This is a genomic window from Teichococcus rhizosphaerae (genome assembly GCF_002631185.1).
In the GTDB taxonomy this organism is placed as follows: domain Bacteria; phylum Pseudomonadota; class Alphaproteobacteria; order Acetobacterales; family Acetobacteraceae; genus Pseudoroseomonas; species Pseudoroseomonas rhizosphaerae.
On sequence record NZ_PDNU01000043.1, the window covers coordinates 1 to 24,683 of the forward strand.

Annotated in this window: 26 protein-coding genes; 12 read left to right on the forward strand and 14 right to left on the reverse strand. The window is 73.1% G+C overall.

Annotation, left to right across the window (positions count from 1 at the left end):
• Positions 1 to 602: DMT family transporter (locus tag CR162_RS17965; RefSeq protein ID WP_141563211.1), on the reverse strand; the 602-nt coding region annotated here is incomplete at its 3' end.
• A gap of 252 nt (positions 603 to 854) precedes the next feature.
• Between CR162_RS17965 and CR162_RS17970 the strand changes: the two genes are divergently transcribed.
• The 4 genes from CR162_RS17970 to CR162_RS17985 all read left to right on the forward strand — a co-directional run bounded on the left by CR162_RS17970 (position 855) and on the right by CR162_RS17985 (position 3,443).
• Positions 855 to 1,358 (forward strand): type III secretion system chaperone family protein, encoded by a 504-nt coding sequence (locus CR162_RS17970; RefSeq protein ID WP_099096912.1) that lies wholly within the window; start codon positions 855 to 857, stop codon positions 1,356 to 1,358.
• 2 nt (positions 1,359 to 1,360) lie between these two features.
• Positions 1,361 to 2,173, forward strand: a complete 813-nt coding sequence (gene proC / locus CR162_RS17975; protein WP_245870476.1) for a pyrroline-5-carboxylate reductase — start codon at positions 1,361 to 1,363, stop codon at positions 2,171 to 2,173.
• Between the two features lie 113 nt (positions 2,174 to 2,286).
• A complete protein-coding gene (locus tag CR162_RS17980; protein ID WP_099096914.1) occupies positions 2,287 to 2,934 on the forward strand; it encodes a TetR family transcriptional regulator in 648 nt (215 codons plus the stop codon).
• 74 nt (positions 2,935 to 3,008) lie between these two features.
• On the forward strand, positions 3,009 to 3,443 hold the full coding sequence (locus CR162_RS17985; RefSeq protein WP_099096915.1) for a phasin family protein: 435 nt from the start codon (positions 3,009 to 3,011) through the stop codon (positions 3,441 to 3,443).
• A gap of 22 nt (positions 3,444 to 3,465) precedes the next feature.
• Here the strand turns inward: CR162_RS17985 and CR162_RS17990 are convergent, their stop codons facing one another.
• The 4 genes from CR162_RS17990 to CR162_RS18005 all read right to left on the reverse strand — a co-directional run bounded on the left by CR162_RS17990 (position 3,466) and on the right by CR162_RS18005 (position 7,731).
• On the reverse strand, positions 3,466 to 4,917 hold the full coding sequence (locus tag CR162_RS17990) for a phospholipase D-like domain-containing protein (protein ID WP_176559909.1): 1,452 nt from the start codon (positions 4,915 to 4,917) through the stop codon (positions 3,466 to 3,468).
• Positions 4,918 to 5,087: 170 nt separating this feature from the next.
• Entirely contained in the window at positions 5,088 to 6,470 is a 1,383-nt protein-coding gene (locus CR162_RS17995) for an ATP-binding protein (RefSeq protein WP_099096916.1), read from the reverse strand.
• On the reverse strand, positions 6,467 to 7,186 hold the full coding sequence (locus CR162_RS18000) for a response regulator (protein ID WP_099096917.1): 720 nt from the start codon (positions 7,184 to 7,186) through the stop codon (positions 6,467 to 6,469). The genes CR162_RS17995 and CR162_RS18000 overlap by 4 nt, the downstream gene beginning before the upstream one ends.
• On the reverse strand, positions 7,183 to 7,731 hold the full coding sequence (locus tag CR162_RS18005; protein WP_099096918.1) for a MarR family winged helix-turn-helix transcriptional regulator: 549 nt from the start codon (positions 7,729 to 7,731) through the stop codon (positions 7,183 to 7,185). Before CR162_RS18005 ends, CR162_RS18000 begins: the two co-directional genes overlap by 4 nt.
• 125 nt (positions 7,732 to 7,856) lie before the next feature.
• Here CR162_RS18005 and CR162_RS18010 point away from each other — a divergent pair, with 125 nt between their 5' ends.
• Complete coding sequence (locus CR162_RS18010) at positions 7,857 to 8,756, forward strand: branched-chain amino acid aminotransferase (protein WP_099096919.1); 900 nt, start codon at positions 7,857 to 7,859, stop codon at positions 8,754 to 8,756.
• Positions 8,757 to 8,824: 68 nt separating this feature from the next.
• On the opposite strand, the gene CR162_RS18015 is transcribed toward CR162_RS18010, so the two are convergent.
• Complete coding sequence (locus CR162_RS18015; protein ID WP_141563212.1) at positions 8,825 to 9,154, reverse strand: hypothetical protein; 330 nt, start codon at positions 9,152 to 9,154, stop codon at positions 8,825 to 8,827.
• A gap of 299 nt (positions 9,155 to 9,453) precedes the next feature.
• Here CR162_RS18015 and CR162_RS18020 point away from each other — a divergent pair, with 299 nt between their 5' ends.
• Positions 9,454 to 10,740 (forward strand): glycerate kinase type-2 family protein, encoded by a 1,287-nt coding sequence (locus tag CR162_RS18020; protein WP_099096921.1) that lies wholly within the window; start codon positions 9,454 to 9,456, stop codon positions 10,738 to 10,740.
• An 85-nt stretch (positions 10,741 to 10,825) separates the two neighbouring features.
• Complete coding sequence (gene pyk / locus CR162_RS18025) at positions 10,826 to 12,259, forward strand: pyruvate kinase (protein WP_099096922.1); 1,434 nt, start codon at positions 10,826 to 10,828, stop codon at positions 12,257 to 12,259.
• Positions 12,260 to 12,299: 40 nt separating this feature from the next.
• On the opposite strand, the gene ada is transcribed toward pyk, so the two are convergent.
• Together ada and CR162_RS18035 are read right to left on the reverse strand one after the other, a co-directional pair.
• Positions 12,300 to 13,361: a bifunctional DNA-binding transcriptional regulator/O6-methylguanine-DNA methyltransferase Ada gene (ada, locus tag CR162_RS18030; protein WP_281255011.1), complete on the reverse strand. Its 1,062-nt coding sequence runs from the start codon at positions 13,359 to 13,361 to the stop codon at positions 12,300 to 12,302.
• Between the two features lie 64 nt (positions 13,362 to 13,425).
• Positions 13,426 to 14,034, reverse strand: coding sequence for a tetratricopeptide repeat protein (locus CR162_RS18035; RefSeq protein ID WP_099096923.1), 609 nt, complete (start codon positions 14,032 to 14,034; stop codon positions 13,426 to 13,428).
• Positions 14,035 to 14,334: 300 nt separating this feature from the next.
• Here CR162_RS18035 and osmF point away from each other — a divergent pair, with 300 nt between their 5' ends.
• Genes osmF through CR162_RS18055 form a run of 4 tightly spaced genes read left to right on the forward strand, consistent with a single transcriptional unit; the run spans position 14,335 to position 18,114 of the window.
• Complete coding sequence (osmF, locus tag CR162_RS18040) at positions 14,335 to 15,279, forward strand: glycine betaine ABC transporter substrate-binding protein OsmF (RefSeq protein WP_099096924.1); 945 nt, start codon at positions 14,335 to 14,337, stop codon at positions 15,277 to 15,279.
• A gap of 2 nt (positions 15,280 to 15,281) precedes the next feature.
• Positions 15,282 to 16,475 carry an ABC transporter permease subunit gene (locus CR162_RS23155; protein ID WP_099096925.1) on the forward strand — a complete coding sequence of 398 codons (1,194 nt, stop codon included), beginning with the start codon at positions 15,282 to 15,284 and terminating at the stop codon, positions 16,473 to 16,475.
• Entirely contained in the window at positions 16,472 to 17,404 is a 933-nt protein-coding gene (locus CR162_RS18050; protein ID WP_099096926.1) for an ABC transporter ATP-binding protein, read from the forward strand. Before CR162_RS23155 ends, CR162_RS18050 begins: the two co-directional genes overlap by 4 nt.
• Entirely contained in the window at positions 17,401 to 18,114 is a 714-nt protein-coding gene (locus CR162_RS18055) for an ABC transporter permease (RefSeq protein ID WP_099096927.1), read from the forward strand. Before CR162_RS18050 ends, CR162_RS18055 begins: the two co-directional genes overlap by 4 nt.
• A gap of 48 nt (positions 18,115 to 18,162) precedes the next feature.
• Here the strand turns inward: CR162_RS18055 and CR162_RS18060 are convergent, their stop codons facing one another.
• The 6 genes from CR162_RS18060 to CR162_RS18085 form a co-directional block, all read right to left on the reverse strand.
• Complete coding sequence (locus tag CR162_RS18060; protein ID WP_099096928.1) at positions 18,163 to 19,167, reverse strand: branched-chain amino acid ABC transporter permease; 1,005 nt, start codon at positions 19,165 to 19,167, stop codon at positions 18,163 to 18,165.
• Between the two features lie 4 nt (positions 19,168 to 19,171).
• On the reverse strand, positions 19,172 to 20,059 hold the full coding sequence (locus tag CR162_RS18065) for a branched-chain amino acid ABC transporter permease (RefSeq protein ID WP_099096929.1): 888 nt from the start codon (positions 20,057 to 20,059) through the stop codon (positions 19,172 to 19,174).
• A gap of 81 nt (positions 20,060 to 20,140) precedes the next feature.
• A complete protein-coding gene (locus tag CR162_RS18070) occupies positions 20,141 to 21,397 on the reverse strand; it encodes an ABC transporter substrate-binding protein (protein WP_099096930.1) in 1,257 nt (418 codons plus the stop codon).
• Positions 21,398 to 21,518: 121 nt separating this feature from the next.
• On the reverse strand, positions 21,519 to 22,223 hold the full coding sequence (locus CR162_RS18075) for an ABC transporter ATP-binding protein (RefSeq protein WP_099096931.1): 705 nt from the start codon (positions 22,221 to 22,223) through the stop codon (positions 21,519 to 21,521).
• Positions 22,216 to 23,022: an ABC transporter ATP-binding protein gene (locus CR162_RS18080; RefSeq protein WP_099096932.1), complete on the reverse strand. Its 807-nt coding sequence runs from the start codon at positions 23,020 to 23,022 to the stop codon at positions 22,216 to 22,218. The genes CR162_RS18075 and CR162_RS18080 overlap by 8 nt, the downstream gene beginning before the upstream one ends.
• A gap of 180 nt (positions 23,023 to 23,202) precedes the next feature.
• On the reverse strand, positions 23,203 to 23,652 hold the full coding sequence (locus CR162_RS18085; protein WP_099096933.1) for an Rrf2 family transcriptional regulator: 450 nt from the start codon (positions 23,650 to 23,652) through the stop codon (positions 23,203 to 23,205).
• A 47-nt stretch (positions 23,653 to 23,699) separates the two neighbouring features.
• Here CR162_RS18085 and cysK point away from each other — a divergent pair, with 47 nt between their 5' ends.
• Positions 23,700 to 24,683 (forward strand): cysteine synthase A, encoded by a 984-nt coding sequence (gene cysK, locus CR162_RS18090; protein ID WP_099096934.1) that lies wholly within the window; start codon positions 23,700 to 23,702, stop codon positions 24,681 to 24,683.

Consider the following 24,683-nt stretch of genomic DNA (forward strand, 5'->3'; position numbering starts at 1 on the left):
TAGAGGGCGAGCACGGTGGTGGCGGTGATGGCCGAGACGCCCCAGCGGCGGATCAGCACGGTGAAGGCCGCCCAGGAGAAGCAGCCGAGCAGGAAGATCAGGTCGCCCCGCCAGACGCCGGGATAGCTGCCGAAGGTGTCCGAGGCCAGCAGCCCGATGCCCAGCGCCACAACGCCGAGCGACAGGGCGCGCGCGCGCGAGAAGGCCTCCCCCAGGAACAGCGCCGCCAGCAGCGCCGTGGCGAAGGGCAGCAGCCCCGTCATGATGACGCCGCCATGCGCGGCGGGAGCGTAGCTGAAGCCCCAATAGGCGGCGAGCGGAAAGCCGAAGGCCGCGCCCGCCATCAGCCCCAGGCAGCGGTTCCAGGGCAGCCGCGGCCAGCCGAAGCGGGCCACCAGCGCCAGCCCCGCCAGCAGCGACCCCGCATAGCGCAGCGCGCCCACATCCCAGGGCGTGAAGGCCTGCCGGGCGGAAAGCCGTCCGGACAGGGCGAAGCCGCTCCACACCAGCACGACGGCAAAGGCGCAGAGCAGGCCGATCGCCCGCTCCCGGCTGGCGGGGCGGGGCGCGGCGGCGGGCCCGAGGGCGGATTCGGCGGACATGCGCCCGACCCTAGCCGCGCGCGGCCGTGCTGCCCATGCCGGCCCTTCCACTGGGGGCGATGGCGGCGGCGGAACCGGGAGCGGGGCGATCATGCTGCGGCGCGATGAAAAACCGCCGGCACCACGCCAGACTCGGGCCAAGCCCCTTGCGACGGCATTTGAGCCCGCGATATGCAAGCCTTTGTGGTGTGGGCATCTGGCTTCACCCAAGACCTGGGTGGCCCTGTCCCCCGTAGGGAAGGAGGTGCCGCGATGTCCGGCTTGCAAACCGTTGACCGCGACCGTTCCGCCAATCCGCTCGACGTGCTGGAACAGATCGTCGCCGCCAATGAGTGGGTGTTCGAGCGCCGCTCCGATGGCGAGATGGCCGTCGAGGCACCGGGGAAGTGGTGCGATTATGGCCTGTTCTTCTCCTGGTCGCAGGAGATCAGCGCCATGCATTTCACCTGCGCCTTCGACCTGAAGGTGCCGGCCAACCGGCGCGGCCCGCTCTATGAGCTGCTGGCGCTGGCCAACGAGAAGCTGTGGATCGGCCATTTCGGCATCGACAGCGAGGATGGCGCCCCCGTCTACCGCCATGCCGTGCTGCTGCGCGGCGCGCGCGGCGCCAGCGCGGAAAGCCTGGAGGACATGGTGGACATCGCCATCACCGAGTGCGAGCGCTTCTTCCCCGCCTTCCAGTTCGTGCTGTGGGGCGGCAAGCCGCCGGCCGAGGCGCTGGCCGCCGCCATGCTGGACTGCGTGGGCGAGGCATGAGCATGGCCGCTTCCCTGCCCGCCATCCTGCTGGTCGGCTGCGGCAAGATGGGCGGCGCCATGCTGGAAGGCTGGCTGGAACAGGGCGTCAGCCAGGCCGTGGTGGTGGAGCCCCATGCGGAGGCGGTGGCTCCCTTCGCCGGTCGCGGGGCGGTGTGCGCAAGCGTGGACGCCATTCCCGCCGGCTTCGCGCCGGCGGTGGTGGTGCTGGCCACCAAGCCGCAGCAGGCCGAGGCGGCGCTGCCGGGCTGCGCCCGCTTCGCCCGGGCCGGCGCGCTGTTCGTATCCGTCATGGCCGGCAAGACGGTGGCCGGCATGACCGGGCTGCTCGGCGGCAGCGCGCTGGTGGTGCGCGCCATGCCCAACACCCCGGCCGCGGTGCGCCAGGGCTTCACCGCCGCCTTCGCCGGCCCCGGCGTGACCGAGGCGCAGCGTGCCCTGGCCGACACCCTGCTTTCCGCCGTGGGCGAGGTGGCCTGGCTGGAGGAGGAGGCGCTGATCGACCCCGTCACCGCCGTCTCCGGCGGCGGCCCGGCCTATGTCTTCCTGCTGGCCGAGGTGCTGGAGAAGGCCGCCATCGAGCAGGGCCTGCCGCCCGCGCTGGCGCGGCGCATGGCGCGGCGCACCGTCTCGGGCTCGGGCGCGCTGCTGGCGGCCAGCCCGCTCGACGCGGCGCAGCTCCGCATCAACGTCACCAGCCCCAAGGGCACCACCGAGCGCGCGCTCAACGTGCTGATGGCGCCCGAGGCGTGGCCGAGGCTGATGTCCGAGGCCATCGCCGCCGCCACCGCCCGCTCGCGCGAGCTGGCGGGCTGAGGCCCCCGGCGGGGGCCACCGGCTGCAACCACCCCTTCCCGCCCCCGTTGCAGGGCGGAAGGGCCGAACCCTTCCCCTGGTGACATCCGGCGCGGAACCCCCAGACTCTTCCCATGACCGACGCAAGCCTCCCCCCCGACGAAAACCGCCTCCACGATGCGCTCTGGGCCCTGGTGGCCGAGCGCGGCTGGCACGGCTTCACCCTGGCGGAGCTGGCCGAGCGCTCCGGCACGTCGCTCGCGGGCCTGCACGAGGTGGCGGACGGCAAGTTCGCCCTGCTCCGCCAGCATGCCCGCGCGGTGGACAAGGCCGTGCTGGCCGATGCGGGGCTGAACACCGGCGGCGCCCCGCGCGACCGGCTGTTCGACACGCTGATGCGCCGGATCGACGCGCTGCAGCCGCACCGCGCCGGGCTGGTCCGCTTCGGCCGCGACATGCGGCGCGACCCGGCGCTGAGCCTGGCCCTGGCGCCCGTGCTGGCCGCCTCGATGCAGTGGATGCTGGAGGCGGCGCGGATCGAATCCGGCGGGCTGCAGGGCCTGCTGCGGGTAAAGGGCCTCTCGGCCGTGTGGATCGCCACGCTGCGCGCCTGGGAGCAGGATGACAGCCAGGATCTCGGCCCCACCATGGCCGCCCTGGACCGCGCGCTGGACAAGGCCGAGCGCGCCGCGCGGATGCTGCGCCTCGACATGGGCGAGGTGGCGGGCGGCGCGGCTCCGCCCCCGCCCGTCCCCCCCGCCGCCCCCGACATCGTGACCTGAGGTTGGTGGTTGCGCTTCCGGCACGGCCGGGAGCCGGGCTAGAATGAAACAGAAGCAACGAACAAGGAGCGTCCATGTCTGATAGGCCCACCCCCCCGCCGGAGATGGACATCATGCGCATGCTATCGGATTTCCGCCTGCCGGCCGTGCCGGACGTCGAGGCGCTGGCCGCGGCGCAGCGCCGCAACTTCGAGGCGCTGTCGGCCGCCAACAAGGTGGCGCTGGAAGGCGCGCAGGCCGTGGCCCGCCGGCACATGGAGATCCTGCAAAGCTCGATGTCCGAGATGACGCAGGCCATGCAGGGCCTCACCACCGAGGCCGACCCGCAGGCCAAGGCCGCGCGGCAGGCCGAGATGCTCAAGGCGACCTATGGCCGCGCCGTCTCCAACATGCAGGAGATCGCCGACCTCATCCAGAAGTCCAACGCCGAGGCGCTGTCGCTGCTGAACCGCCGCTTCGCCGAGGCGATGGACGAGGTGAAGTCGCTGATGTCCAAGTCCTCCGGCTGAGCCGGAAAACCCGGCGCCGGCCTCAGCGGCGGCGCCGGAACAGCGAGCGGATCTGCCGGCCGAGGCTTGGTGGCCGCTCGGGGTCCACCAGGTCGCTTTCCGCCAGCGTCTCCTCGGTGGCGCTCAGTTCCCGCAGCGGCAGGGGCACCAGGCGCCGCCCCTCCGAGGCCAGCGCCTCCACCGCGCCGATCAGCGAGCCGTGCTCGCCCACCGCCGCCGCCACCGCCTCGGGCGCGCAGCCGAGATGCTCCGCCAGCAGCCGGTTCCGCAGGCCCAGTATGGCCTGCCGCGTTTCCCCGGGATCGGCCGCCATGGTGGCGTCCACCACCAGGTCGCATTCCGTGTCATGCCCCATGGAGCGGTTGTTGAGGTTGGCCGAGCCGATCTTCAGCACCCGGTCATCCATGATCATCACCTTGGCATGCACATAGATGGGCGTGCCCGCCTCGTTCACCGGATGCAGGATGCGGAAGCGGCCATGCCGGTCGGCGGCGCGCACCAGATGCGCCAGCCGCACCCGCGCGGCATCCATGGTGGCCTGCTCCAGCCAGCCATCGGCCGATTCCGGGTTGACCAGCAGGATCTCGGGGCCCTCCGGCTCCCGCAGCCGCGCCACCATGGCCTCGGCCACCCGGCGGGAGGCGAAATACTGGCTCTCGATGTAGAGGCTGTGCCGGGCGGTCGCGATCAGCCGCAGCGTCAGGGTCTCGATCTCGCTGACCTGCGGCTCGTCCCCATAGGCCGCCATGGTGCGGGCGATGCCCACCTCTACCTGCCGCAGCAGCGGCTCCAGCCCCTCGGGCCATTCCGGCCCCTCGCCCGGCGCGGCGGGCCAGTCCTCGCCGGTGGCGCGCTTCCAGCGCTCGCGGGCCAACTCGCCCAGCGCCTGGGCCAGCGGGCCGTCGGCGCAGGTGGTGGCGTCGTGCCAGGGGTCGGAGGGCTTGCCGCCGGGGGTGCGGCGGGCGGGCGCGTCCTCGGCGTGCTCGGGCGTGTCCCAGCGGCCCACCGTCATGTCGATGCCGCCGCAGAAGGCCAGCGCGTCATCCACCACCAGCAGCTTCTGGTGGTGCGCGGCGGTGGGGGGGTGGGCGCCGTCCAGCTTCATCCGCACCCGCCGGCCGAACAGCCAGCGCAGGAAGTAGGCCGGCGTCTCGCCCCGGCCGAGGGATTGCAGCAGGCCGATATCCCATTTCAGGATGCCGATGCGCAGCGCCCCGCGCCGCTTCGCCGCCCAGTCAAGAAAGGCGCCGACGCGGTTCGGGCCGTCCAGCGTCTGGCCCTGCGGCTCGAGCGCGATGCGGGCATCGAAGTCCCAGCCCACCAGGATGACGCTGTGCCGCGCCTGCAGGATGGCGCATTTGGCCGCGCGGAAGTAGTCCGCCGCATCGATCAGCACCGCCAGCCGATCGGCCCTCGCCACGCGCCAGCAGGTCTCGCCGGGAACCAGCAAGGGCGCGGCGGTGTCGTTCGGCACGGGCGTTCTCCCCTGGAGGCATCGGCTCAGCTTGTGCTGAAAGGCGCCGCGGCCCGGAGGTTTTCATGGCAATTCATTCATGTTCCGGCGAGGGGGGGGCTCCGGGCCCGCATTGCCCCCGCGGCCCTGCCCCTTGCCTGCCCTCTGGCCCGCCGGCGCGCTTCCCCACCTCAGGCCGGCAGGCGGACCAGGGCGCGCAGGCCGCCCAGCGCGCTGCCCTGGAGGGTGATGTCGCCGCCATGGGCGCGTGCGATGTCGCGCGCGATGGCGAGGCCGAGCCCTGTGCCGCCGGCTGAGAAGCTGGTGAAGGGCCGGAACGCCTCCTCCCTCGCCTGCTCGGGGATGCCGGGGCCGTCGTCATCGACCGAGATCATCACCCAGCGCCCCTGGGAGCGCCCGCTCTCCTCGCGCGGCGCCTCGGTCACCGCCACCGCGATCCGCCGGGCATGGCGGCGGGCATTGTCCAGCAGGTTACCCAGGCACCGCCGCAGCGCGTCCACCCGCAGCGGCAGCACCAGCGCCTCCGGCGCCTCCACCGAGACGATGGCGCCATCCCGCTGCGTCCGCGCCGCGAGATCCCGCACCAGTTCCGCCAGGTCGGCGGGCTGCGACTGCTCCAGTCCCTCCCCGCGCGCGAAGGCAAGATAGGTCGCGATCATCCGCTCCATCTCCGCCACGTCCTCGGCCATGGCGGCGGCATCCTCCTCCGCGCCCGCGGGCAGCATGGCGAGGCCGAGGCGCAGCCGGGTCAGCGGCGTGCGGAGGTCGTGGCTGATGCCGGCCAGCATCTCCGTCCGCTGGCCGATGAAGCGGCGGATGCGCGCCTGCATCTGGTTGAAGGCGGCCGCCGCCTGCCGCACCTCGGAGGCGCCCTCGGGCTTGATCGGCCCGATCTCGCGGCCCAGCCCGAAGGCCTCCGCCGCGCTGGCCAGGCGGCGGATGGCGCGCACCTGGTTCTTCATGAACAGCGCCGCCACGAAGAACAGCAGCAGCGAGGTGCCGACCAGCCAGATCACGAAGAGATAGAGCGTGCCGAAGAACAGCCGCTTGCGCGGCGCCTCCACATGCAGCACGCCATCCGGCATCTGCACGCGGATGATCACGCTGCGCGGGTCGGACTGCCAGTCCGTGTCGAAGGGCAGGCCGACACGCTCGCGCAGGGCCTGGGTCAGGTCGCTCTCCAGCGGCAGCAGCGGCAGCCAGCCCTGGCGCGGGCCGGGCGCGGCGATGGTGGCATCGGGCTCGAAGGCCAGGGAAAGGTCCATCCGCCACGCCGCCTCGCGGAAGATCCAGCCCCGGTCCGCCTCGCGCGGATGGCGGCCGAGCAGCTCCACCACCATGCCGACATCGCCCGCGACGCCCCCCGCCAGCCGGCGCGAGATGACGTCGAGATGCCCGCCATAGAACAGCTGCAGCGCGACGCCCTGCAGGATGAGCAGCGGCAGCAGGATGATCAGCAGCGCGCGCCCGAGCAGGCCGCGCGGCAGCAGCCCGCGGAACGGGTCGCCGAGGCGGCGCAGGGTGCGCCGCAGCGAGGAGGGGGCGGGCTTCATATGCCGGGCTTCAGCACATAGCCGCGGTGCCGCACCGTCTGGAGGAAGCGCGGCTCGCGCGGGTCCGGCTCGATCTTGCGGCGCAGGCGGGTCACCTGCACGTCGATGGCGCGCTCCCCCGCCTCGGGCGTGCCGAGCGCGGCGGCGATCTCCTCGCGCGCCAGCACCTCGCCCGCGCGCCGGGCCAATGCCGAGAGCAGCGCCGCCTCCCCGCCGGTGAGGCGCTGCACGCCCTCGGGCCCGCGCAGCTCGCCGCGCTCCGGGTCGAACCAGCGCGGCCCGAGCTGGACGGGGGCCAGCGGCAGGCTGGCCGGCAGGGCGGGCGCCACGCGCCGGAGGATGGTGCGGATGCGCAGCGCCAGCTCGCGCGGCTCGAAGGGCTTGGCGAGGTAGTCGTCCGCCCCGCGCTCGAAGCCGGCGATGCGGTCGTCCGGCGCGCCGGCCGCGGTCAGCATCAGGATCGGCACCTCGTGCCCCTCGCGCCGCAGGCTCTCGGTCAGGTCGAGGCCCGATTCGCCGGGCATCATCACATCCACCACCAGCAGGTCGAAGGCCATGGCCTGCAAGGCCTGGCGCGCGGCGGCGGCATCGGCGGCGGCGCTGACGCGGAAGCCCTGCTCGGCCAGGAAGCGCTGGAGCAGGCCGCGCAGCCGGGCGTCGTCATCCACCACCAGCAGGTGCGGCTCGGCGCCGCCGCTTACGCCGCGCTCGCTCATGCGGCGCTCCGGGGCTTGGCGCCGGGGGCGCGCGCCGCCTCGGGCAGGGCACGGTCGAGCTGGGCGCGGGCCTCGGGGCCCATCAGCCCGCGCATGACGCGGCGGAAGCCCTCCACCGCCACCGGCCCCGCCTCGCGATAGGCGCGCATCACCCATTCCCGCTGCCGCTCGAACAGGCGGCGCTCCATCGCCTCGCCCTTCTCGGTGAGCGACAGCAGGCGCTGGCGCCGGTCGTTCCGCCCGGGTGCCTGGACCACATATCCCTCCTCCACCAGCGGTGTCAGCACCCGGCCGAGCGACTGCTTGGTGATGCCGAGGATCGCCAGCAGCTCCCCCACCGTGATCCCGGGGCGGCGGCCGACGAAATGCAGCACGCGGTGATGCGCCCGGCCCATCCCCAGCTCGGCCAGGATCGCGTCCGGGCCGGCGGTGAAGTCGCGATAGCCGAAGAAAAGCAGGTCCTGGGCGAGACGAAGCTCCTCCTCGCGCAGGAACAGGAGCTGGCGGCCAGCGGCCACGGGCTTCGCCTCCGGTGCTTCGGGCATTGCAGTCATGCTTCCGTGTTGGGTCGGCGTTGGGTCAGCGTCATTGACACATCAATCCGGTAATTATACGGTTGCCTTATTCAGCGCAATTATGTTGCGCTAACAAGAGCCGGAGGATGGCACACATGGCGCTGGTTCCTTTTGACGACCGTGACGGCTGGATCTGGATGGACGGCCAGATGGTTCCCTGGCGGGATGCCAAGCTGCATGTCCTGACCCATGGACTGCATTATGCCAGCGGCGTCTTCGAGGGCGAACGGGCCTATGCCGGAAATATCTTCAAGCTGCGCGAGCACACCGAGCGCCTGATCGCCTCCGGCCGCATCCTCGGCTTCGAGATCCCCTACACCGCCGAGGAGATCGACGCCGCCTGCATCGCCGTGATGCAGAAGAACGGGCTGACCGACGCCTATGTCCGCCCCATCGCCTGGCGCGGCTCGGAGATGCTGGCCGTGTCCGCCCAGCAGACCAAGATCCATCTGGCGATCGCCACCTGGGCCTGGCCGAACCTGTTCGGCGCCAACCGCATGAAGGGCGTGCGCCTCGGCATGGCCCCCTGGCGCCGCCCGGCGCCCGACACGGCGCCGACCGCCAGCAAGGCCGCCGGCCTCTACATGATCGGCACCCTGTCCAAGCACGCCGCCGAGGCGCAGGGCTTCGATGACGCGCTGATGCTGGACTTCAAGGGCGACGTGGCCGAGGCGACCGGCGCCAACGCCTTCTTCGTGTTCGATGGCGAGCTGCACACGCCGACGCCGATCTGCTTCCTCGACGGCATCACCCGCCGCACCGTGATGGGCCTCGCCCGGCAGAAGCAGATCAAGGTGGTGGAGCGGACCATCGGCCTCGACGAGATCGGCCGCGCCAGCGAGGTGTTCCTGGCCGGCACCGCGGCCGAGGTGACGCCGGTGCGCGTCATCGGCGAGCACAGCTACACGCCGGGCGCCATCACCGAGACGCTGCTGAACGACTACGAGGCGCTGGTGCGCCTGAGCCCGGAGGAGGTGGCGCGCCGCGCCGCCTGATGGCTGCCGGCGGCCCGCCGCCTTGGTGAATAAGAGCGGCCCGCCGCCTGTACAGGGGAGCGGGCCGTCTAGCCGATGAGCAGGGCCAGGGCGGCGAGGGACACGAGCGCCACCCCGGCACCCATCAGCATGAAGGCCAGCCGGGAGCGGCTGGCCGGGCCGGTGGATTCCCGCATGCTCGCGCCGCGCGCGAGGCCAACCGCCTCGCCGGTCTGCCGCGTCTCCAGCCGCCGCGCCTCCGCGATCTGCGCGGCGCTGGGCGCGGCCCCGGCTGCCTCGTCATCCGCGCCCAGCGGCGCGGCGGCGGGGTCGGGGAAGGCAACCTTGTCGCCCGTCTGCCCGCTGTCGATCTGGTGGCGCAAACCCTCGGTCCGCGCCGGCGCCTCGTTTCCTGCCATGGCCGTGCTCCACAAGCGGCAAGGGACGCGGTGCCGCTTCCTGTTGCGGCGCCGGGAAGGCCGCTCAGGGAAGCGGTCCCGTGCCTTGTCCTTTCCTGGCCCTCCCCCGGGCCTTCCCGGGGCCGGGCCGCCGCGGAGGGAGAACGGCGCCCCGCCATCAGGGTTCCCCGGAAAATCCGGCTTCCCCCCTTTCCCGCCGGCACCGCCCTCAGCCCGCCCCGGCTTTCGCCCCCGCCGGCTTTCGCCGCGCCGCCCGAGCGGCCAGAATGGGCGCCGAACGCCGGGAGAACACACCACCGATGAGCTGGACCGATGCCACCGCCCGAGCCGCGCTGCGGCGCCTGTTCGACGCCGCCATCCGCGCCGCCGACCCGCGCGCCATTCTGGCCGGCCACCTGCCGGCGCCGCCCCGGGGCCGGGTGGTGGTGGTGGGCGCGGGCAAGTCGGCGGCGGTGATGGCGGCGGCGGTGGAGGCCGCCTGGCCCGGGGCCGCGCTTTCCGGCCTCGTTGTCACCCGCTACGGCCATGCGGTGCCGACCGCGCGCATCCGCGTGGTGGAGGCCAGCCATCCCGTGCCGGACGCCGCCGGCGCCGCCGCCGCCGCCGAGGTGCTGCGCGCCGTGCGGGGGCTCACGCCGGACGACCTGGTGCTGGCGCTGATCTCGGGCGGCGGCTCGGCGCTGATGACGCTGCCGGCCGAGGGGCTCACCCTGGAGGACAAGCAGGCGGTGAACCGGGCGCTGCTCGCCTCGGGTGCCACCATCAACGAGATGAACTGCGTGCGCCGCCACCTTTCCGCCATCAAGGGCGGGCGGCTGGCGGCGGCGGCGCATCCGGCGCCGGTGCTGACGCTGGCCATCTCCGACGTGCCGGGGGACGACCCGGCGGTGATCGCCTCCGGCCCTACCGTGCCGGACCCCACGAGCTTCGCCGAGGCGCGCGGCATCGTCGCCCATTACGGCATCGGGCTGCCGCCCGCCGTGGCCCGCCACCTGGAGGCCGCCGCCGAGGAGACGCCCAAGCCCGGCGACCCGCGCCTCGCCGGCGCCGGGTTCCGCATGATCGCCACGCCGCAGATGGCGCTGGAGGCGGCGGCCGCGGAAGCGCGCGCCATGGGCCTCGCGCCGCTGCTGCTGGGGGACGCGCTGGAGGGGGAGGCCGCGGTGCTCGGCACGGCGCTGGCCGGCATCGCCCGCAGCGCACGGACCCATGGCCACCCGGTGCGCGGCCCGGCCGTGCTGCTCTCGGGCGGCGAGACCACCGTGACCATCCGCCCCGGCACGCCCCAGGGCGGGCGCGGCGGGCGCAACGGCGAGTGCCTGCTGGGCTTCGCCCTCGCCGCCGCCGGCCAGCCCGGCACCTGGGCGCTGATGGGCGACACGGACGGCATCGACGGCTCCGAGGACAATGCGGGCGCCCTCGCCGCGCCGGACACGCTGGCGCGCGCCGCCGCCGCCGGGCTCGACGCGCGCGCTCTGCTGGCGGCGCATGACAGCCACCGGCTCTTTCACGCATTGGGCGACACGATCGTCACCGGGCCGACGCTGACGAATGTTAACGACTTCCGTGCCATCCTGATTGCCTGACGGCGCATCCGCCGCCATGTGCCGGGCTCAAAGCGCCCGGCCCTTTCCGATGCCGGGCTGAAGCCCGAGACAGAAGGACGCTCCCTTGCCGCCGCGTATTCCCCTCCGCCGCCACCGCCGCACCAAGATCGTCGCCACGCTGGGTCCGGCCAGTTCCACGCCGGAGGTGCTGGAGCGCCTCTATCGCGGCGGCGCCGACGTGTTCCGGCTCAACTTCAGCCATGGCAGCCACGAGGACCACGCGGCACGCATCCGGATGATCCGCGCGCTGGAAAGGAAGGTGGGCCGGCCCATCGGCATCCTGGCCGATGTGCAGGGGCCGAAGCTGCGCGTCGGCCGCTTCCAGGGCGGGCGGGTGCAGCTGCAGAACGGCCAGCGATTCCGCCTCGACATGAGCGCGACGCCGGGCGACGTGCGCCGCGTGCAGCTGCCGCACCCCGAGATCATGGAGGCCGCGCGCATCGGCACCACCCTGCTGCTGGACGACGGCAAGCTGCGGCTGCGCGTCGTCCACAAGCGGGACGACCACCTGGAGACCGAGATCCTGGTGGGCGGGCCGCTGTCCGACCGCAAGGGGGTGAACGTGCCGGACGTCGCGCTGCCCATCCCGGCGCTGACGGAGAAGGACCGCGCGGACCTCGACTTCGTGCTGCCGCTCGGCATCGAGTATATCGGCCTCTCCTTCGTGCAGCGCCCGGAGGACGTGGCCGAGGCGAAGGCGATCGCCGGTGGCCGCGCCTGGGTGATGGTGAAGATGGAGAAGCCGCAGGCGGTCGAGAACCTCGACGGCATCCTGGCGCTGACCGACTGCGTGATGGTGGCGCGCGGCGACCTCGGCGTGGAATGCCCGCCCGAGGAGGTGCCGCTGATCCAGAAGCGCATCGTCCGCGCCGCGCGCGCGCTCGGCAAGCCGGTGGTGGTGGCGACGCAGATGCTGGAAAGCATGATCTCCGCCCCCGCCCCCACCCGCGCCGAGGCGTCCGACGTCGCCACCGCCGTGTTCGACGGGGCGGACGCGGTGATGCTCTCGGCCGAGAGCGCGGCCGGCCAGTTTCCCTTCGAGGCGGTGAACATGATGGACCGCATCCTGACCCGCGTGGAGCAGGATGATGGCTGGCGCCAGATCACCGACGCCGCCCGCCCGGCGCCGGAGAAGACCTCGGCCGGCGCCATCGCCGCCGCCGCCCGCCAGGTGGCCGAGACGATCGAGGCGGAGGTGATCGCCACCTTCACCGCCACCGGCTCCACCACGTTGCGCGTGGCGCGCGAGCGGCCCGGCAGCCCGATCCTGGGGCTCACCTCCAGCGAGCATACCGCGCGCCGCATGGCGGTGGTCTGGGGCGTCCACCCGCTGCTTTCGGCCGAGCCGCACTCGATGACGGACATGGTGCACAAGGCGGTGCGCTCGGCCCAGGCGGAAGGCTTCGCCAATGTGGGGGACGAGGTGGTGGTCACCGCCGGCGTGCCGTTCGGGACGCCAGGAACCACCAACGCGCTGCGGGTCGCCACGGTGAAGTAGCGGCCGGGGGGAGGATTTCCCTCCCCCGGCTCCCGGTTCGTCAGCCCGCCGCCTCGCGGTCCAGCAGGGCGCGCTTGCGCGGCAGGCCCCAGCGGTATCCGGTCAGGCTGCCATCCCAGCCGATCACGCGGTGGCAGGGCACGGCCAGGGCCGCCGGGTTGGCGCCGCAGGCCGCCGCCACCGCCCGCACGGCGCTGGGCTGGCCGATGCGCGCGGCCAGTTCAGAATAGGTGGTGGTCTGACCGGGCGGGATTTCCGCCAGCGCCTGCCACACGCGGTGCTGGAAGGCGGTGCCGCGCAGGTCGAGCGGCAGCGCCCGCGCCGCGCGCGGCTCCTCGATCAGGCCGACCACGGCGGCGAGCTCCGCCGCCATGCCCGCGCCGCCGGGCAGCAGCCGCGCCCTTGGGAAACGCGCCGCCAGCTCCCCCTCCAGCGTCGCCTCGTCCGGGCCGAAGGCGATGCGGCAGAGGCCCTTCTCCGTCCGCGCCACCAGCAGGAGCCCGAGCGGCGAAGGGGTGAAGGCGTAGCGGATCTCCTCCCCCGCCCCGCCCCGGCGGGCAGCGCCGGGCGTCATGCCGAGCAGCCGGCCGGGCTTCTCATAGACGCGGCTCTCGCTGCCGAAGCCGGCACCGGCCACCGCATCGGCCACGCGGGCGCCATCGGCCAGGGCGGCGCGCAGCCGCCGCGCCTTTACCGCGTCGGCATAGGCGCCGGGGGTCAGCCCGGTCACCTCGCGGAACAGGCGCAGGAAATGGTGCCGGGCATAGCCGGCGCGCGCCGCCAGCGCGGCGAGCGGCGGCAGGCTCTCCGCCTGCTCGATCAGCGCGCAGGCGGCACGCACCGCCTCGGCCTGCAGGGCGGCCCGCTCGCCGCGCGGGTCGCAGCGGCGGCAGGCGCGGAAGCCAGCCGCCTCGGCCTCCGCGCAGCCGGTGAAGAAGCGGACATTCCGCTTCAGCGGCAGGCGGGAAGGACAGCCGAACCGGCAATAGACGCCCTGCGTCGTCACGGCATAAAGCATGCCGGGACGGGGCTGGCGGCTCTCCAGGGCGGCCCAGAGGAATTCCGTGCGGCTGTCCATGTGGGTTTCGGTGTCGGTGCTCATGGCGGGGTTTGTGGCATGGGGCCGGCGGCGGCGGCCATCCGGCGGTTGCCGCGGCATGGCGGAGTTAGGTTCCGGTGCCATGCGCCTTGTTGTGCAGGACCCGCAGCCGCGCGGCGGCGCCCGGCATGGTGGGGTGCAGGCTCACCGCCTCCTCCATCGCGCGCAGCGCCCCCATCCTGTCCCCCACCTGCTCGCGCAGCGAGGACAGCAGGGTGAGCGCCACGAAGTGCCGGGGCTGCAGCACCAGCACCTGCTGGAGGTCGCTCATCGCCGCCTGCATGTCGCCCGTCGCCGCCAGGGCCTGGGCGCGCATCAGCCAGGCCTCGGCGTGTCCGGGCTGCAGGGTCAGGGCGGCGTCGAAATCCTCCACCGCCTCGCCCGGGGCCTCCGCCTCCAGGTTGCGGTGGCCGCGTTGCAGCAGCAGCGTCACGGCCGGCGAGGCGCCCTGCGCCCAGAGGGCACGGATGCGGGCGGCAAGTGCCGCGCCGGCGGTTTCATCCGGCGCGGCGGGCAGGGCGTCGAGCAGGCGTTCGGCCTCCGCCCCGCGCGCATCGGCGGTGGCGGGGCGGGGCGCCTGGGCGGCGGCGGGAAGCGCCAGGAGCGGCGGCAGGGCCAGCAGGACCAGGGAAAGCAATCCGGCGCGCATGGCGCCATGGTCCGGCGCGGGGGGCATCGTCCGCAAGCAAAATCCGCGCGGGCGGAACGCCGCCCCGGCACGGCCCGGGCAGTGCCGCAAACTTGCGCGGCCCGGGCCCGTGCCAACCCGTGCTCCGGCTTGGCAAGGCTTGGCGCGGGCCGGCAGCATGGCGGCAGGACCTTGCCCCTCATGTCCGGAGACACCGCGCCGCCCGGCTTCACGCCCGCCCATCCGGCCCCACCTCCCTATCGGCCGCCCTTCCCCCCGGGCGGCCCTGACACTCACGCGCCGCTGGCGCGTTGCCGCAGCAATGCCGCCCTGCCCGGAGACGATGCCATGAGCCGCCTGCCCCCGACCCTGCCCCATCCCGGCCGTCGCGCCCTGCTGGCCGCGGCCGCCGCCCCTGCCCTGCTGGCGCCCCGCCTGCCCCGTGCGCAGGACCGGCCGGTCACCGTCGGCTCCAAGCTGGACACGGAGGGCGCGCTGCTGGGCGAGATGATCGCCCAGGTGCTGGAGGCGCAGAAGGTGCCGGTGCAGCGGCGCCTGCAACTGGGGCCCACGCGCATCGTGCGCGAGGCGCTGATCGCGGGCGAGATCGACCTCTACCCCGAATACACCGGCAACGGCGCCTTCTTCTTCCAGATGGAGGACGATCCGGCCTGGCACAACGCCGCCCAGGCGGCCGAGAAGGTGCGCGGCCTGGATGCCGAGCGGAACAGGCTGGTCTGGCTGAGGCCGGCGGCGGCGAACAACACCTGGGCCATCGCCGTGCGGCAGGACCTGGCGAGGCAGGCCGGGCTGAAAAGCCTGGACGACCTGGCCCGCCACCTCAAGGCCGATGGCGCCTTCAAGCTCGCCGCCTCGGCCGAGTTCGTCGAGAGCCCGGCGGCGCTGCCCTCCTTCCAGAAGGCCTATGGCTTCACCCTGCCGCCCGGGCGGCTGCTGGTGCTCTCGGGCGGCGACACGGCGGTGACGATGCGCGCCGCGGCCGAGCGCCTGAACGGCGTCAACGCCGCCATGGTCTATGGCACGGACGGCGCCATCCAGGCCTTGGAGCTGGTGGTGCTGGATGACCCCAAGGGGGCGCAGATCGTCTATCAGCCCGCCCCCGTGGTCCGCCAGGCGGTGGCCGAGCGGCTGCCGAAGCTCGGCGAGTGGCTCGACCCGCTTTTCGCCTCCCTTTCCCTGGAAACGCTGCAGAAGCTCAATTCCCGCATCGTGGTGGAAGGCCAGCCGGCACGGCAGGTGGCGGCGGCCCATCTGCGCGGCCTCGCGCGGTGAGCATGGCGCCGCGGCCGGCGGCCCTTTCCGCCCGCGCCACGCCCGAGGCCGCCGCCCCGCCACGCGAGGCCACCGCCGTGGCGCTGCTGGCGGCCGGCGCGGCGCTCTGTCCCTTTCTGCTGGGCTGGCTTTCCGTGGCGCCCAACCGCCTGCTCAGCCCCCGGCCCGCGGAGCTGCCGATGACGCCCGCCGTCGGGCCGGCGCTGGGGCTGTTCCTGCTGGGCTGCCTTGCCATGCTGCTGCTGGCGCGGCGGGAGCGGCTGCTGCCCTGGGCCGAGGCCGCCGCCGCCCTGGCGCTGGCGGCGCTGCTGGCCACCGCCGGGCTTGGCGCCCGCGCCGCGCTGGAAGGCGCCTCCCCCCTGGCGCGCGCCATGCCGGCGGCGGGGACGTGGCTTTCCATGCTGCTGCTGGCGCTCGCCGCCGGAAGCTGCGCCGCCGGGCGTGGCGGCACGCCGGCGCGCTTCCTGCTGCTCTCCGCGCTCGGCGCCGCCGCGCTGCTGGCCGCCGGCCTGCTCGATGGCCTTTCCGTGGTGCGGGAGGCGGCGGCGCGCGGCGGCGAGATCCGCGCGGCGCTCGGGCAGCACCTGGCGCTGGCCGGCGGCGCGCTGGCGCTCGCCCTGTCGCTGGCCGTTCCGCTCGGCCTGCTGGCGCTCGCCCGCCCCCGGCTGGAGGCGGCGCTGATGGCAGTGGCCAACGGCTTCCAGGTGATCCCCTCCATCGCCCTGTTCGGCCTGCTGATGGGGCCGCTGGCGGCGCTGGCGGCGGCCTTTCCGGCGCTGCGCGGCTGGGGCGTGGGCGGCATCGGGCCGGCGCCCGCCACCCTGGCCATCGCGGCCTATCTGCTGCTGCCGCTGGCCAGCGCCCTGCTGGCGGGTCTGCGCGTCGCCGGCCCTGGCCTGCTGGACGCCGCGCGCGGCCAGGGGCTGACGTCCCGCCAGGTCCTGCTGCGCCTGCGCATCCCGCTCGGGCGGGGCGTCATCCTGGGCGGCCTGCGCGTGGCGGCGGTGCAGGCGGTGGGGCTGGCCACGCTGGCGGCGCTGATCGGCGGCGGCGGGCTGGGCGCGCTGGTGTTCCAGGGCATCGGCCAGCTCGCCACCGACCTGATCCTGCTCGGCGTGCTGCCGGTGGTGGCGCTTTCCCTGCTGGTCGACGCGCTGCTGGCCGCCCTGCAATCGGCGCTGGAGGTGGGCCGGTGATCCGCTTCGAGGGCGTCTCCCGCCGCTATGGCGACCGCGCCGTGGTGGACCGCGTGACGCTGGAGGTGCCGGGGGGCAGCATCTGCGTGCTGCTCGGCGAGTCCGGCTCCGGCAAGTCGACGCTGATGCGCATGGTCAACCGCCTTGTCGAGCCCAGCGCCGGGCGCGTGCTGGTGGATGGCCGCGACGTGGCGCAGGCGGAGCCGGAGGCGCTGCGGCGCGGCATCGGCTATGTCATCCAGTCGGTGGGGCTGTTCCCGCACTGGCGGGTGGCGGAGAACATCGCCACCGTGCCGCGCCTGCTGGGCTGGGAGGCCGCGCGCATCGCGGAGCGGGTCGATGCGCTGCTGGCGCTGGTCGGGCTCGATCCCGCCCGCTTCCGCGACCGCTTCCCGCACGAGCTTTCGGGCGGGCAGGCGCAGCGCGTGGGCCTCGCCCGCGCCTTGGCGGCCGATCCGCCGCTGCTGCTGATGGACGAGCCCTTCTCGGCCCTCGATCCCGGCACGCGGCGGGACCTCCAGGTGGAGCTGCGCCGCATCCATGCCCGCACCGGCAAGACCATCCTCTTCGTCACCCACGACGTGGAGGAGGCGCTGGTGCTGGCCGACGAGCTGGCGGTGCTGGAGGATGGCCGCCTCGCCGCCCGCGGCCGCCCCGCCCAGGTGCTGGAAACCGGCGCCGACCGCACCGTGCGCCGCCTGTTCGGCGAGGAGAGCCTGGCCTTCCACCGCCTGGGCACCCTCCCCGCCGCCCGCCTCGCCCGCCCGGAGGATGCGGAGGATGGCCTGCCCGTGCTGCCCGCCACCGCCTCGCTGAAGCAGGCGCTGATGCTGATGCTGGAGCAGGGGACCGACCGCCTCGCCGTGCCGGCCGAGGCCGGTTTTCCCGGCGGCACGCTGCACTGGGCCGATCTGGTGCGCGCGGCATGAGGCGGCGCTGGGCATGGCTGCTGGCGCAGGCCGCCGCCTTCCTGCTGGCGCTCTGGGCGGCGCCACGGGCGGAGGGGCTGTGGCGCTGGCTGTTCCCCGGCATCGCGCGCCCGGTCTGGGAAAGCCAGAGCTGGTTCGTGCTGCTGGGCGAGCACCTGATGCTGTCGCTCGGCGCCGCCGCCATCGCCGGCACGATCGGCCTCGCCGCCGCCATCCTCGCCACCCGGCCCGGCGGGCAGCGGCTGCGGCCGCTGCTGGACGCGGTGTTCTCGCTCGCCCAGGCCATCCCGCCCGTGGCCGTCATCGCGCTGGCCCTGCCGCTGCTGGGCTTCGGCGCGGCGCCCACGCTGCTGGCGCTGGTGCTCTATGCCAGCCTGCCGGTGATGCGCGGCGCCGTGGCGGGGCTCGACGCCGTGCCGCCCGCCGTGCTGGACGCGGCGCGCGGCACCGGCATGGGGCGGGCGGGCATCCTGGCGCGGGTGGAGCTGCCGCTGGCCATGCCGGTGATCCAGGCGGGGCTGCGCGTCGCCGTGGTGCTGTCCATCGCCACCACCGCGGTGGGGGCGGTCGCCGGCGCGCAATGCCTCGGCACGCCGATCGTCACGGGGCTGGCCAATGGCAACATGGCGTGGGTGGCGCAGGGCGCCGTGTTCACCGCCTGGCTGGCGCTGCTGGCGGACCGGGCGCTGCGGCTGGCGCTGGCCCGCTGAACAGGGGGCGCGGGAGAAGCGAACGCCTCCCGCCCCGCCTTCCGCCGGTCAGAGGCGGACCTTGAGGATCCGGCCCAGCTCGCCCACCACGCCAGCGCGGAAGGCCAGTACGCAGGCCACGAAGATGACGCCCTGGATCACTGTCACCCAGGCGCCGAACTCGGCCAGGTAGTTCTGCATGGTGACGATCACCGCGGCACCCACCACGGGGCCGAACACCGTGCCGAGGCCGCCCACCAGCGTCATCAGCACCACCTCGCCGGACATCGCCCAATAGACGTCGGTCAGGGTCGCGATGCCGAAGAGCAGCGCCTTGGTGCCGCCGGCGATGCCGGCCAGCGTGGCGGAAAGGGTGAAGGCCACCAGCTTGTAGTCATCCGTCCGGTAGCCGAGCGAGGTGGCGCGCGGCTCGTTCTCGCGGATCGCCTTCAGCACCTGGCCGAAGGGCGAGTGGACGATGCGGTTGATGAACAGGAAGCCCGCCAGGAAGACGGCCGCCACCACCCAGTAGAGCGTCAGGTCGGAGCTGAGGTCGATGGCGCCGAACAGCGCGCCGCGCGGCACGCGCTGGATGCCGTCCTCGCCGCCCGTGAAGGGCGCCTGGAGGCAGAAGAAGTACACCATCTGCGCCAGCGCCAGGGTGATCATGGCGAAGTAGATGCCCTGGCGGCGGATGGCGACCCAGCCCGCCACCACGCCGAGCCCCGCTCCCACCACGCCGCCGGCGAGGATGGCAAGCTCCGGCGTGAGGCCCCACACCTTGGCCGCGTGCGCCGCCACATAGCCGCCCATGCCGAAGAACATGGCATGGCCGAAGGAGAGCAGGCCGACATAGCCGATCAGCAGGTTGAAGGCGCAGGCGAAGAGCGCGAAGCAGAGCAGCTTCATCAGGAAGACGGGGTAGAGCAGGAACGGCCCCACCAGCAGCACGCCCAGCATCACCAGGAAGGCGATGCTCTGCGCGCGGTTGAAGCCGAGCCCCGAAAGGCCGAGCAGGCCGGGGGCTTCCGGCACCAGCAGGGCCGGCGCCGTGGATGCGTGACCACTGGCCATGTTCTCAGGCCCTCCCGAACAGGCCGGCCGGCCGTGCCAGCAGCACGATGGCCATGATGACGAAGATGACGGTCGAGGAGGCCTCCGGGTAGAACACCTTGGTCAGCCCCTCGACGAGGCCGAGCCCGAAGCCGGTGAGCACCGAGCCCAGGATGGAGCCCATGCCGCCGATCACCACCACGGCGAAGACCACGATGATGAGGCTCGACCCCATCTGCGGGTTCACCGAATAGATCGGCGCCGCCAGCACGCCCGCGAAGGCCGCCAGCGCGACGCCCGCCGCATAGGTGAGCGTGACCATGCGCGGCACGTTCACGCCGAAGGCCTGCACCAGCGCCGCATTCTCGGTCGCCGCGCGGAGATAGGCGCCGAGCCGCGTCTTCTCGATGACCAGCCAGGTGGCCAGGCTCATCGCCAGCGCCGCCACCACCACCCAGAGGCGGTATTTCGGCAGGAACATGAAGCCGAGATCGACCGGCGGGCCGCCCAGCGCCGCGGGCGGGCTGTAGGGCAGGCCGGAGGAGCCGAACTCGTTGCGGAAGATGCCCTCGATGATCAGCGCCAGGCCGAAGGTCAGCAGCAGGCCGTAGAGATGGTCGAGCTTGTAGAGGCGGCTGATCATGGTCTTCTCGATCAACACGCCGAAGGCGCCGACGATGAGCGGCGAGAGCACCAGTGCCGGCCAGTAGCCGATGCCCACCCAGTTCAGCAGCATCCAGGCGACGAAGGCGCCCATCATGAACTGTGCGCCATGGGCGAAGTTGATGACGTTCAGCATGCCGAAGATGACGGCCAGGCCCAGCGAGAGCAGCGCGTAGAAGGCGCCGTTCACCAGGCCGAGCACGATCTGCGGCAGGCCGAGCTCCAGTTGAAAAAGAATTTCCTCAAGCACCGGCGAGACTTCCCGTGGCGAAGGGCTTCAGGGCGACAGGCGGCGGGCGCCGCCTGTCATAGCACAGGAGCAGCGCGCGGCTCAGCTCCGCACGAGGCTGCAGCCGCCCTCGGCGAGCGGGCGCCAGGCCTCGTCGGCCGAGCTGGTCTGCAGGACCTTGTAGTAGTCCCACGCGCCCTTGGACTCCTCGGGCTTCTTCACCTCGAACAGGTAGACCGGGTGCAGCTTGCGGCCATCCTCGCGGATGCGGCCGGCGCCGAAGCAGTCATCGTCCGTCGGCATCGCCTTCATGCGCGCCACCGCCTCGGCGCCGCTCGCCTTGGCGGCCGCCACGCCCATGTCGCCCACCGCCTTCAGGTAGTGCAGCACGGAGGCGTAGCAGCCGGCATGCGACATGGCGGGGTAGTTGCCGCCCATCGCCCCCTTCACCCGGTTGGTGAAGGCGCGGGTGCGGTCGTTGAGGTCCCAGTAGAAGCTCTCGGTGCAGACCAGGCCCTGCGCCGCGTTCAGCCCGAGGCTGTGCACGTCGTTGATGAACATCAGCAGCACGGCGATCTTGGTGCCGCGGCGCGTGACGCCGAACTCCGCCGCCTGCTTGACGCTGTTGATGGTGTCCGTGCCCGCGTTGGCGAGGCCGATCACCTTGGCGCGGCTCTGCTGCGCCTGCAGCAGGTAGGAGGAGAAGTCGGTCGACTGCAGGGGATGGCGGACATTGCCCAGCACCTTGCCGCCGGCCGCCTGCACGAACTTCGAGGTATCGCGCTCCAGCGCGTGGCCGAAGGCGTAGTCGGCGGTGATGAAGAACCAGCTGTCGCCGCCCGTCTTCACCATCGCGCCGCCGGTGGATTTGGCGAGCATGTAGGTGTCGTAGGTCCAGTGCACCGTGTTGGGGCTGCACTGCGCGCCGGTGAGGTCGGTGGTGGCGCCGGTCGAGTTGAAGTAGGCCTTGTTCTTCTCGCGGACCACGGCGTTCACCGCCAGCGCCACCGCCGAGTTCGGCACGTCCACGATCACGTCCACGCCGTCGCGGTCGATCCACTGGCGCGCCACGGTGGAGCCGACATCGGCCTTGTTCTGGTGGTCGGCGAAGACGACCTCGACATTCACGCCGCGCTGGGTGATGCCGGAATCCTGGATCGCCTGCCGCACGCAGGCGACGGAGCCGGGGCCGGAGATCTCGCGATAGACCCCGGACTGGTCGTTGAGCACGCCGATCCTGAGCGTGTTGGCGGCCTGGGCGCGGGCGCGGCCGGGCAGGCCCGCGAGCCCCGCCCCGAGGGCGGGAGCGATGGCCGCGGCGGCGGCGGTCTTCAGCAGGCTGCGGCGATCTTGTGCCATCTCTCGGTTCTCTCCCATCGCCCCTGTTGTCCCCGGGGCCGGGTCTGGTGCCTCCACCGGCGCAGTGCGCCGCGGGACGGGCGGAGGCGTGCAGGCTGTCAGCGCGCCGCTTCCGCGGCCGTCAGACGCCGAGATACTCGTGCAACCGGCCCATCGCCCCGCTGAGCTCGGCATTGCTCACCGCATCGACCACGCGGCCATGCTCCACCACGTAGTGGCGGTCCGCCACCGTCTGGGCGAAGCGGAAGTTCTGCTCCACCAGCAGCACGGTGAAGCCGCGCTCCTTGATCTCGCGGATGGTGCGGCCGATCTGCTGCACGATGACGGGGGCGAGACCCTCGGTCGGCTCGTCCAGCATCAGCAGCTTGGCACCCGTGCGCAGGATGCGGGCAATGGCCAGCATCTGCTGCTCGCCGCCCGAGAGCTTGGTGCCCGGGCTGCGCGCCCGCTCCTTCAGGTTCGGGAACAGCGTGTAGATGGCGTCGAGGTCCATGCCGCCATCGCGCACCTTGGGCGGCAGCATCAGGTTCTCGGTGACGTCGAGGCTGGCGAAGATGCCGCGCTCCTCCGGGCAGAGGGCGATGCCGGCACGCGCGATGCGGTCGCTGCGCGCGCCCACAAGCTCCTGCCCCTCGAAGCGGACGCTGCCGCTGCGGCGGCCCACCAGCCCCATGATGGAGCGCAGCGTGGTGGTCTTGCCCGCGCCGTTGCGGCCGAGCAGCGTGACCACCTCGCCTTCCCGCACCTCGATGTCCATGCCGTGCAGGATGTGGCTCTCGCCATACCAGGCCTCGAGATTCTCGACCTTCAGCAGCGGCTCAGCCATGCGCCTGGGCTCCCTTCGCCTGCGCCGTCTCGGCCGGCGCGCCGGTCATGGACGGGTCGGTGCCGAGATAGGCGGCTACGACCTCCGGGTTGCGGGAAACCGTGGCGTAGTCGCCTTCCGCCAGCACGCGGCCACGCGTCAGCACCGTGATGGTGTCGCACAGGCCTTCCACCACCTTCAGGTTGTGCTCGACCATCAGCACGGTGCGGCCCTGCGCCACGCGCCTCACCAGCGCCACGATGCGGTCCACGTCCTCGGCGGTCATGCCGGCGGTGGGCTCGTCGAGCAGCATCATCACCGGGTCGAGCGCCAGGGTGGTGGCGATCTCCAGCGCGCGCTTGCGGCCATAGGGAAGCTGGCCCGCGGTCAGCCCGGCATAGCTGGCGAGGCCCACATCGTCGAGCAGCTCGCGCGCCCGCTGATCGTATTGCCGCAGCAGCCGGTCGGAGCGCCAGAAGTCGAAGCTGCCGCCACGCGCGCGCTGCAGGGCCACGCGCACGTTCTCCAGCACCGTCAGGTGCGGAAAGACGGCCGAGATCTGGAAGCTGCGCACCAGCCCGAGCCGCGCCACCTCGGCCGGCTTCATGCGCGTGATGTCGCGGCCGTCGAAGCGGATCTCGCCCCGCGTCGGCGGCAGGAACTTGGTCAGCAGGTTGAAGCAGGTCGTCTTGCCGGCGCCGTTGGGCCCGATCAGCCCATGGATGCTGCCTCGCCGGATCTGGAGCGACACATCGCCCACGGCCACGAAGCCAAGGAACTCCTTGGTCATGCCGCGCGTCTCCAGGATGGTATCCGTCACCCCGCGCTCCCTCTCTCTTGTACGGTCCCCACAAGGTCCCGTTCCGGGACCATTGCGACGCACAATGACGAGGCGGAAAGAGCGGCGCAAGCAAAGCTTTCGGGCGCTCCGCAGCGCCGCCTCGCCCAGCCGCGCCCAGCCACGCCAGCGCTGGCCGGAGGGACGGAGCGGGCCGCCGCCTCAGATGGCGAAGTTCAGCGCCTCCGGCGTCGGGCGCTGCAGGCCGGCCAAGGCGGCGCGGCGCAGCAACTCGGCCACGCTGCGCCCCCCGAGCGCCTCCAGCAGCCCCGCCTCCAGCTCCTCCCACAGCGGCAGCACCACCTGCACCTGCAAGGGAGAGGGTGGCGGCGGCTCGGCGGCGGCATCGCTTCCCGTCACGGCCGCGACCACCTCGGCCAGGGTGATGTCCCGCGCCGCGCGGCCCAGCCGGTAGCCGCCCTTGGGCCCGCGGGTGCTGCCGAGGATGCCGGCGCGGGAGAGGGATTGCAGCACGGGCTCGATGCCGCGCCGCGCCTCGCCCAGCCGGTCGGCGATGTCGCCCGCCGGCACGGTGCTGCCACGGCCGGCGTGGAAAGCCACGTCCAGCACAATCGACACCGCCGTCATCGCCCGATCCCGCCGCAGCAACATTGCATTCACCCCTGAACCACGCGTTCGAGACGTGGTATAGCCCTCTCATGCCCGAAGGAAACACCCCTCGCGCCGCTGCTGGCGCCACCCGGCCCCATGGGATGCATGAGAGCATCCTCAGCACCATCGGCAACACGCCCCTCGTCCGCCTGCCGCGGCTGGAGGCGGCGCGTGGCCTGCGGGCGCGGCTGGCGCTGAAGCTGGAGTTCTTCAACCCGCTCGGCTCGGTGAAGGACCGGATCGGACTGGCCATGATCGAGGCGGCGGAGCGCGAGGGGCGCATCCGTCCCGGCGAATCGGTGCTGGTGGAGCCGACCTCCGGCAATACCGGCATCGCGCTCGGCTTCGCCGCCGCCGCCAAGGGCTACCGGCTGATCGTCACCATGCCCGATGGCGCAAGCCTCGAACGCCGCAAGATGCTGCGGCTGCTCGGCGCGGAGGTGGAGCTGACGCCCGCCAGCCAGGGAATGTCCGGCGCCATCGCGCGGGCGGAGGAGATCCTGGCGGCCACGCCCGGCGCCTGGATGCCCCGGCAGTTCGACAACCCGGCCAATCCGGAGATCCACGCCGCCACCACGGCGGAGGAGATCTGGGCCGACAGCGAGGGGCGGGTGGATCTGGTGGTGGGCGGCATCGGCACGGGCGGCACGCTCACCGGCATCGCCCGCGCCCTCAAGCCGCGCCGGCCGGAGATGCGGGTGATCGGGGTGGAGCCGGCGGAATCCGCGGTGCTCTCGGGCGACGACCCCGGCCCGCACGAGATCCAGGGGATCGGCGCGGGCTTCCGCCCCGCGGTGCTGGAGCTGCACCGGCTGGACGCGGTGCGGCGGGTCACGGAGCGGGAAAGCTTCGCCGCCGCCCGGCTCTGCGCCCGCACGGAGGGGCTGCCCATCGGCATCTCGTCCGGCGCGGTGCTGCACGCCATGCTGGAGCTGGGTGCCGAGCCGGCGCTGGAGGGGCGGCTGATCGTGGGCATCGCCGCCTCCTTCGCCGAGCGCTACCTTTCCACGGACCTTTTCGCCGGGCTCTGA

What these genes read in the sequence shown, in the direction of transcription:
- CR162_RS17970 (WP_099096912.1), top strand. Translation starts at nt 855, where the DNA reads ATGTCCGGCTTGCAAACCGTTGACCGCGACCGTTCCGCCAATCCGCTC.
- proC (WP_245870476.1), top strand. Translation starts at nt 1,361, where the DNA reads ATGGCCGCTTCCCTGCCCGCCATCCTGCTGGTCGGCTGCGGCAAGATG.
- CR162_RS17980 (WP_099096914.1), top strand. Translation starts at nt 2,287, where the DNA reads ATGACCGACGCAAGCCTCCCCCCCGACGAAAACCGCCTCCACGATGCG.
- CR162_RS17985 (WP_099096915.1), top strand. Translation starts at nt 3,009, where the DNA reads ATGTCTGATAGGCCCACCCCCCCGCCGGAGATGGACATCATGCGCATG.
- CR162_RS17995 (WP_099096916.1), bottom strand. Translation starts at nt 6,470, where the DNA reads ATGAAGCCCGCCCCCTCCTCGCTGCGGCGCACCCTGCGCCGCCTCGGC.
- CR162_RS18000 (WP_099096917.1), bottom strand. Translation starts at nt 7,186, where the DNA reads ATGAGCGAGCGCGGCGTAAGCGGCGGCGCCGAGCCGCACCTGCTGGTG.
- CR162_RS18005 (WP_099096918.1), bottom strand. Translation starts at nt 7,731, where the DNA reads ATGCCCGAAGCACCGGAGGCGAAGCCCGTGGCCGCTGGCCGCCAGCTC.
- CR162_RS18010 (WP_099096919.1), top strand. Translation starts at nt 7,857, where the DNA reads ATGGCGCTGGTTCCTTTTGACGACCGTGACGGCTGGATCTGGATGGAC.
- CR162_RS18015 (WP_141563212.1), bottom strand. Translation starts at nt 9,154, where the DNA reads ATGGCAGGAAACGAGGCGCCGGCGCGGACCGAGGGTTTGCGCCACCAG.
- CR162_RS18020 (WP_099096921.1), top strand. Translation starts at nt 9,454, where the DNA reads ATGAGCTGGACCGATGCCACCGCCCGAGCCGCGCTGCGGCGCCTGTTC.
- ada (WP_281255011.1), bottom strand. Translation starts at nt 13,361, where the DNA reads ATGAGCACCGACACCGAAACCCACATGGACAGCCGCACGGAATTCCTC.
- CR162_RS18035 (WP_099096923.1), bottom strand. Translation starts at nt 14,034, where the DNA reads ATGCCCCCCGCGCCGGACCATGGCGCCATGCGCGCCGGATTGCTTTCC.
- osmF (WP_099096924.1), top strand. Translation starts at nt 14,335, where the DNA reads ATGAGCCGCCTGCCCCCGACCCTGCCCCATCCCGGCCGTCGCGCCCTG.
- CR162_RS23155 (WP_099096925.1), top strand. Translation starts at nt 15,282, where the DNA reads ATGGCGCCGCGGCCGGCGGCCCTTTCCGCCCGCGCCACGCCCGAGGCC.
- CR162_RS18055 (WP_099096927.1), top strand. Translation starts at nt 17,401, where the DNA reads ATGAGGCGGCGCTGGGCATGGCTGCTGGCGCAGGCCGCCGCCTTCCTG.
- CR162_RS18060 (WP_099096928.1), bottom strand. Translation starts at nt 19,167, where the DNA reads ATGGCCAGTGGTCACGCATCCACGGCGCCGGCCCTGCTGGTGCCGGAA.
- CR162_RS18070 (WP_099096930.1), bottom strand. Translation starts at nt 21,397, where the DNA reads ATGGCACAAGATCGCCGCAGCCTGCTGAAGACCGCCGCCGCCGCGGCC.
- CR162_RS18075 (WP_099096931.1), bottom strand. Translation starts at nt 22,223, where the DNA reads ATGGCTGAGCCGCTGCTGAAGGTCGAGAATCTCGAGGCCTGGTATGGC.
- CR162_RS18085 (WP_099096933.1), bottom strand. Translation starts at nt 23,652, where the DNA reads ATGTTGCTGCGGCGGGATCGGGCGATGACGGCGGTGTCGATTGTGCTG.
- cysK (WP_099096934.1), top strand. Translation starts at nt 23,700, where the DNA reads ATGCCCGAAGGAAACACCCCTCGCGCCGCTGCTGGCGCCACCCGGCCC.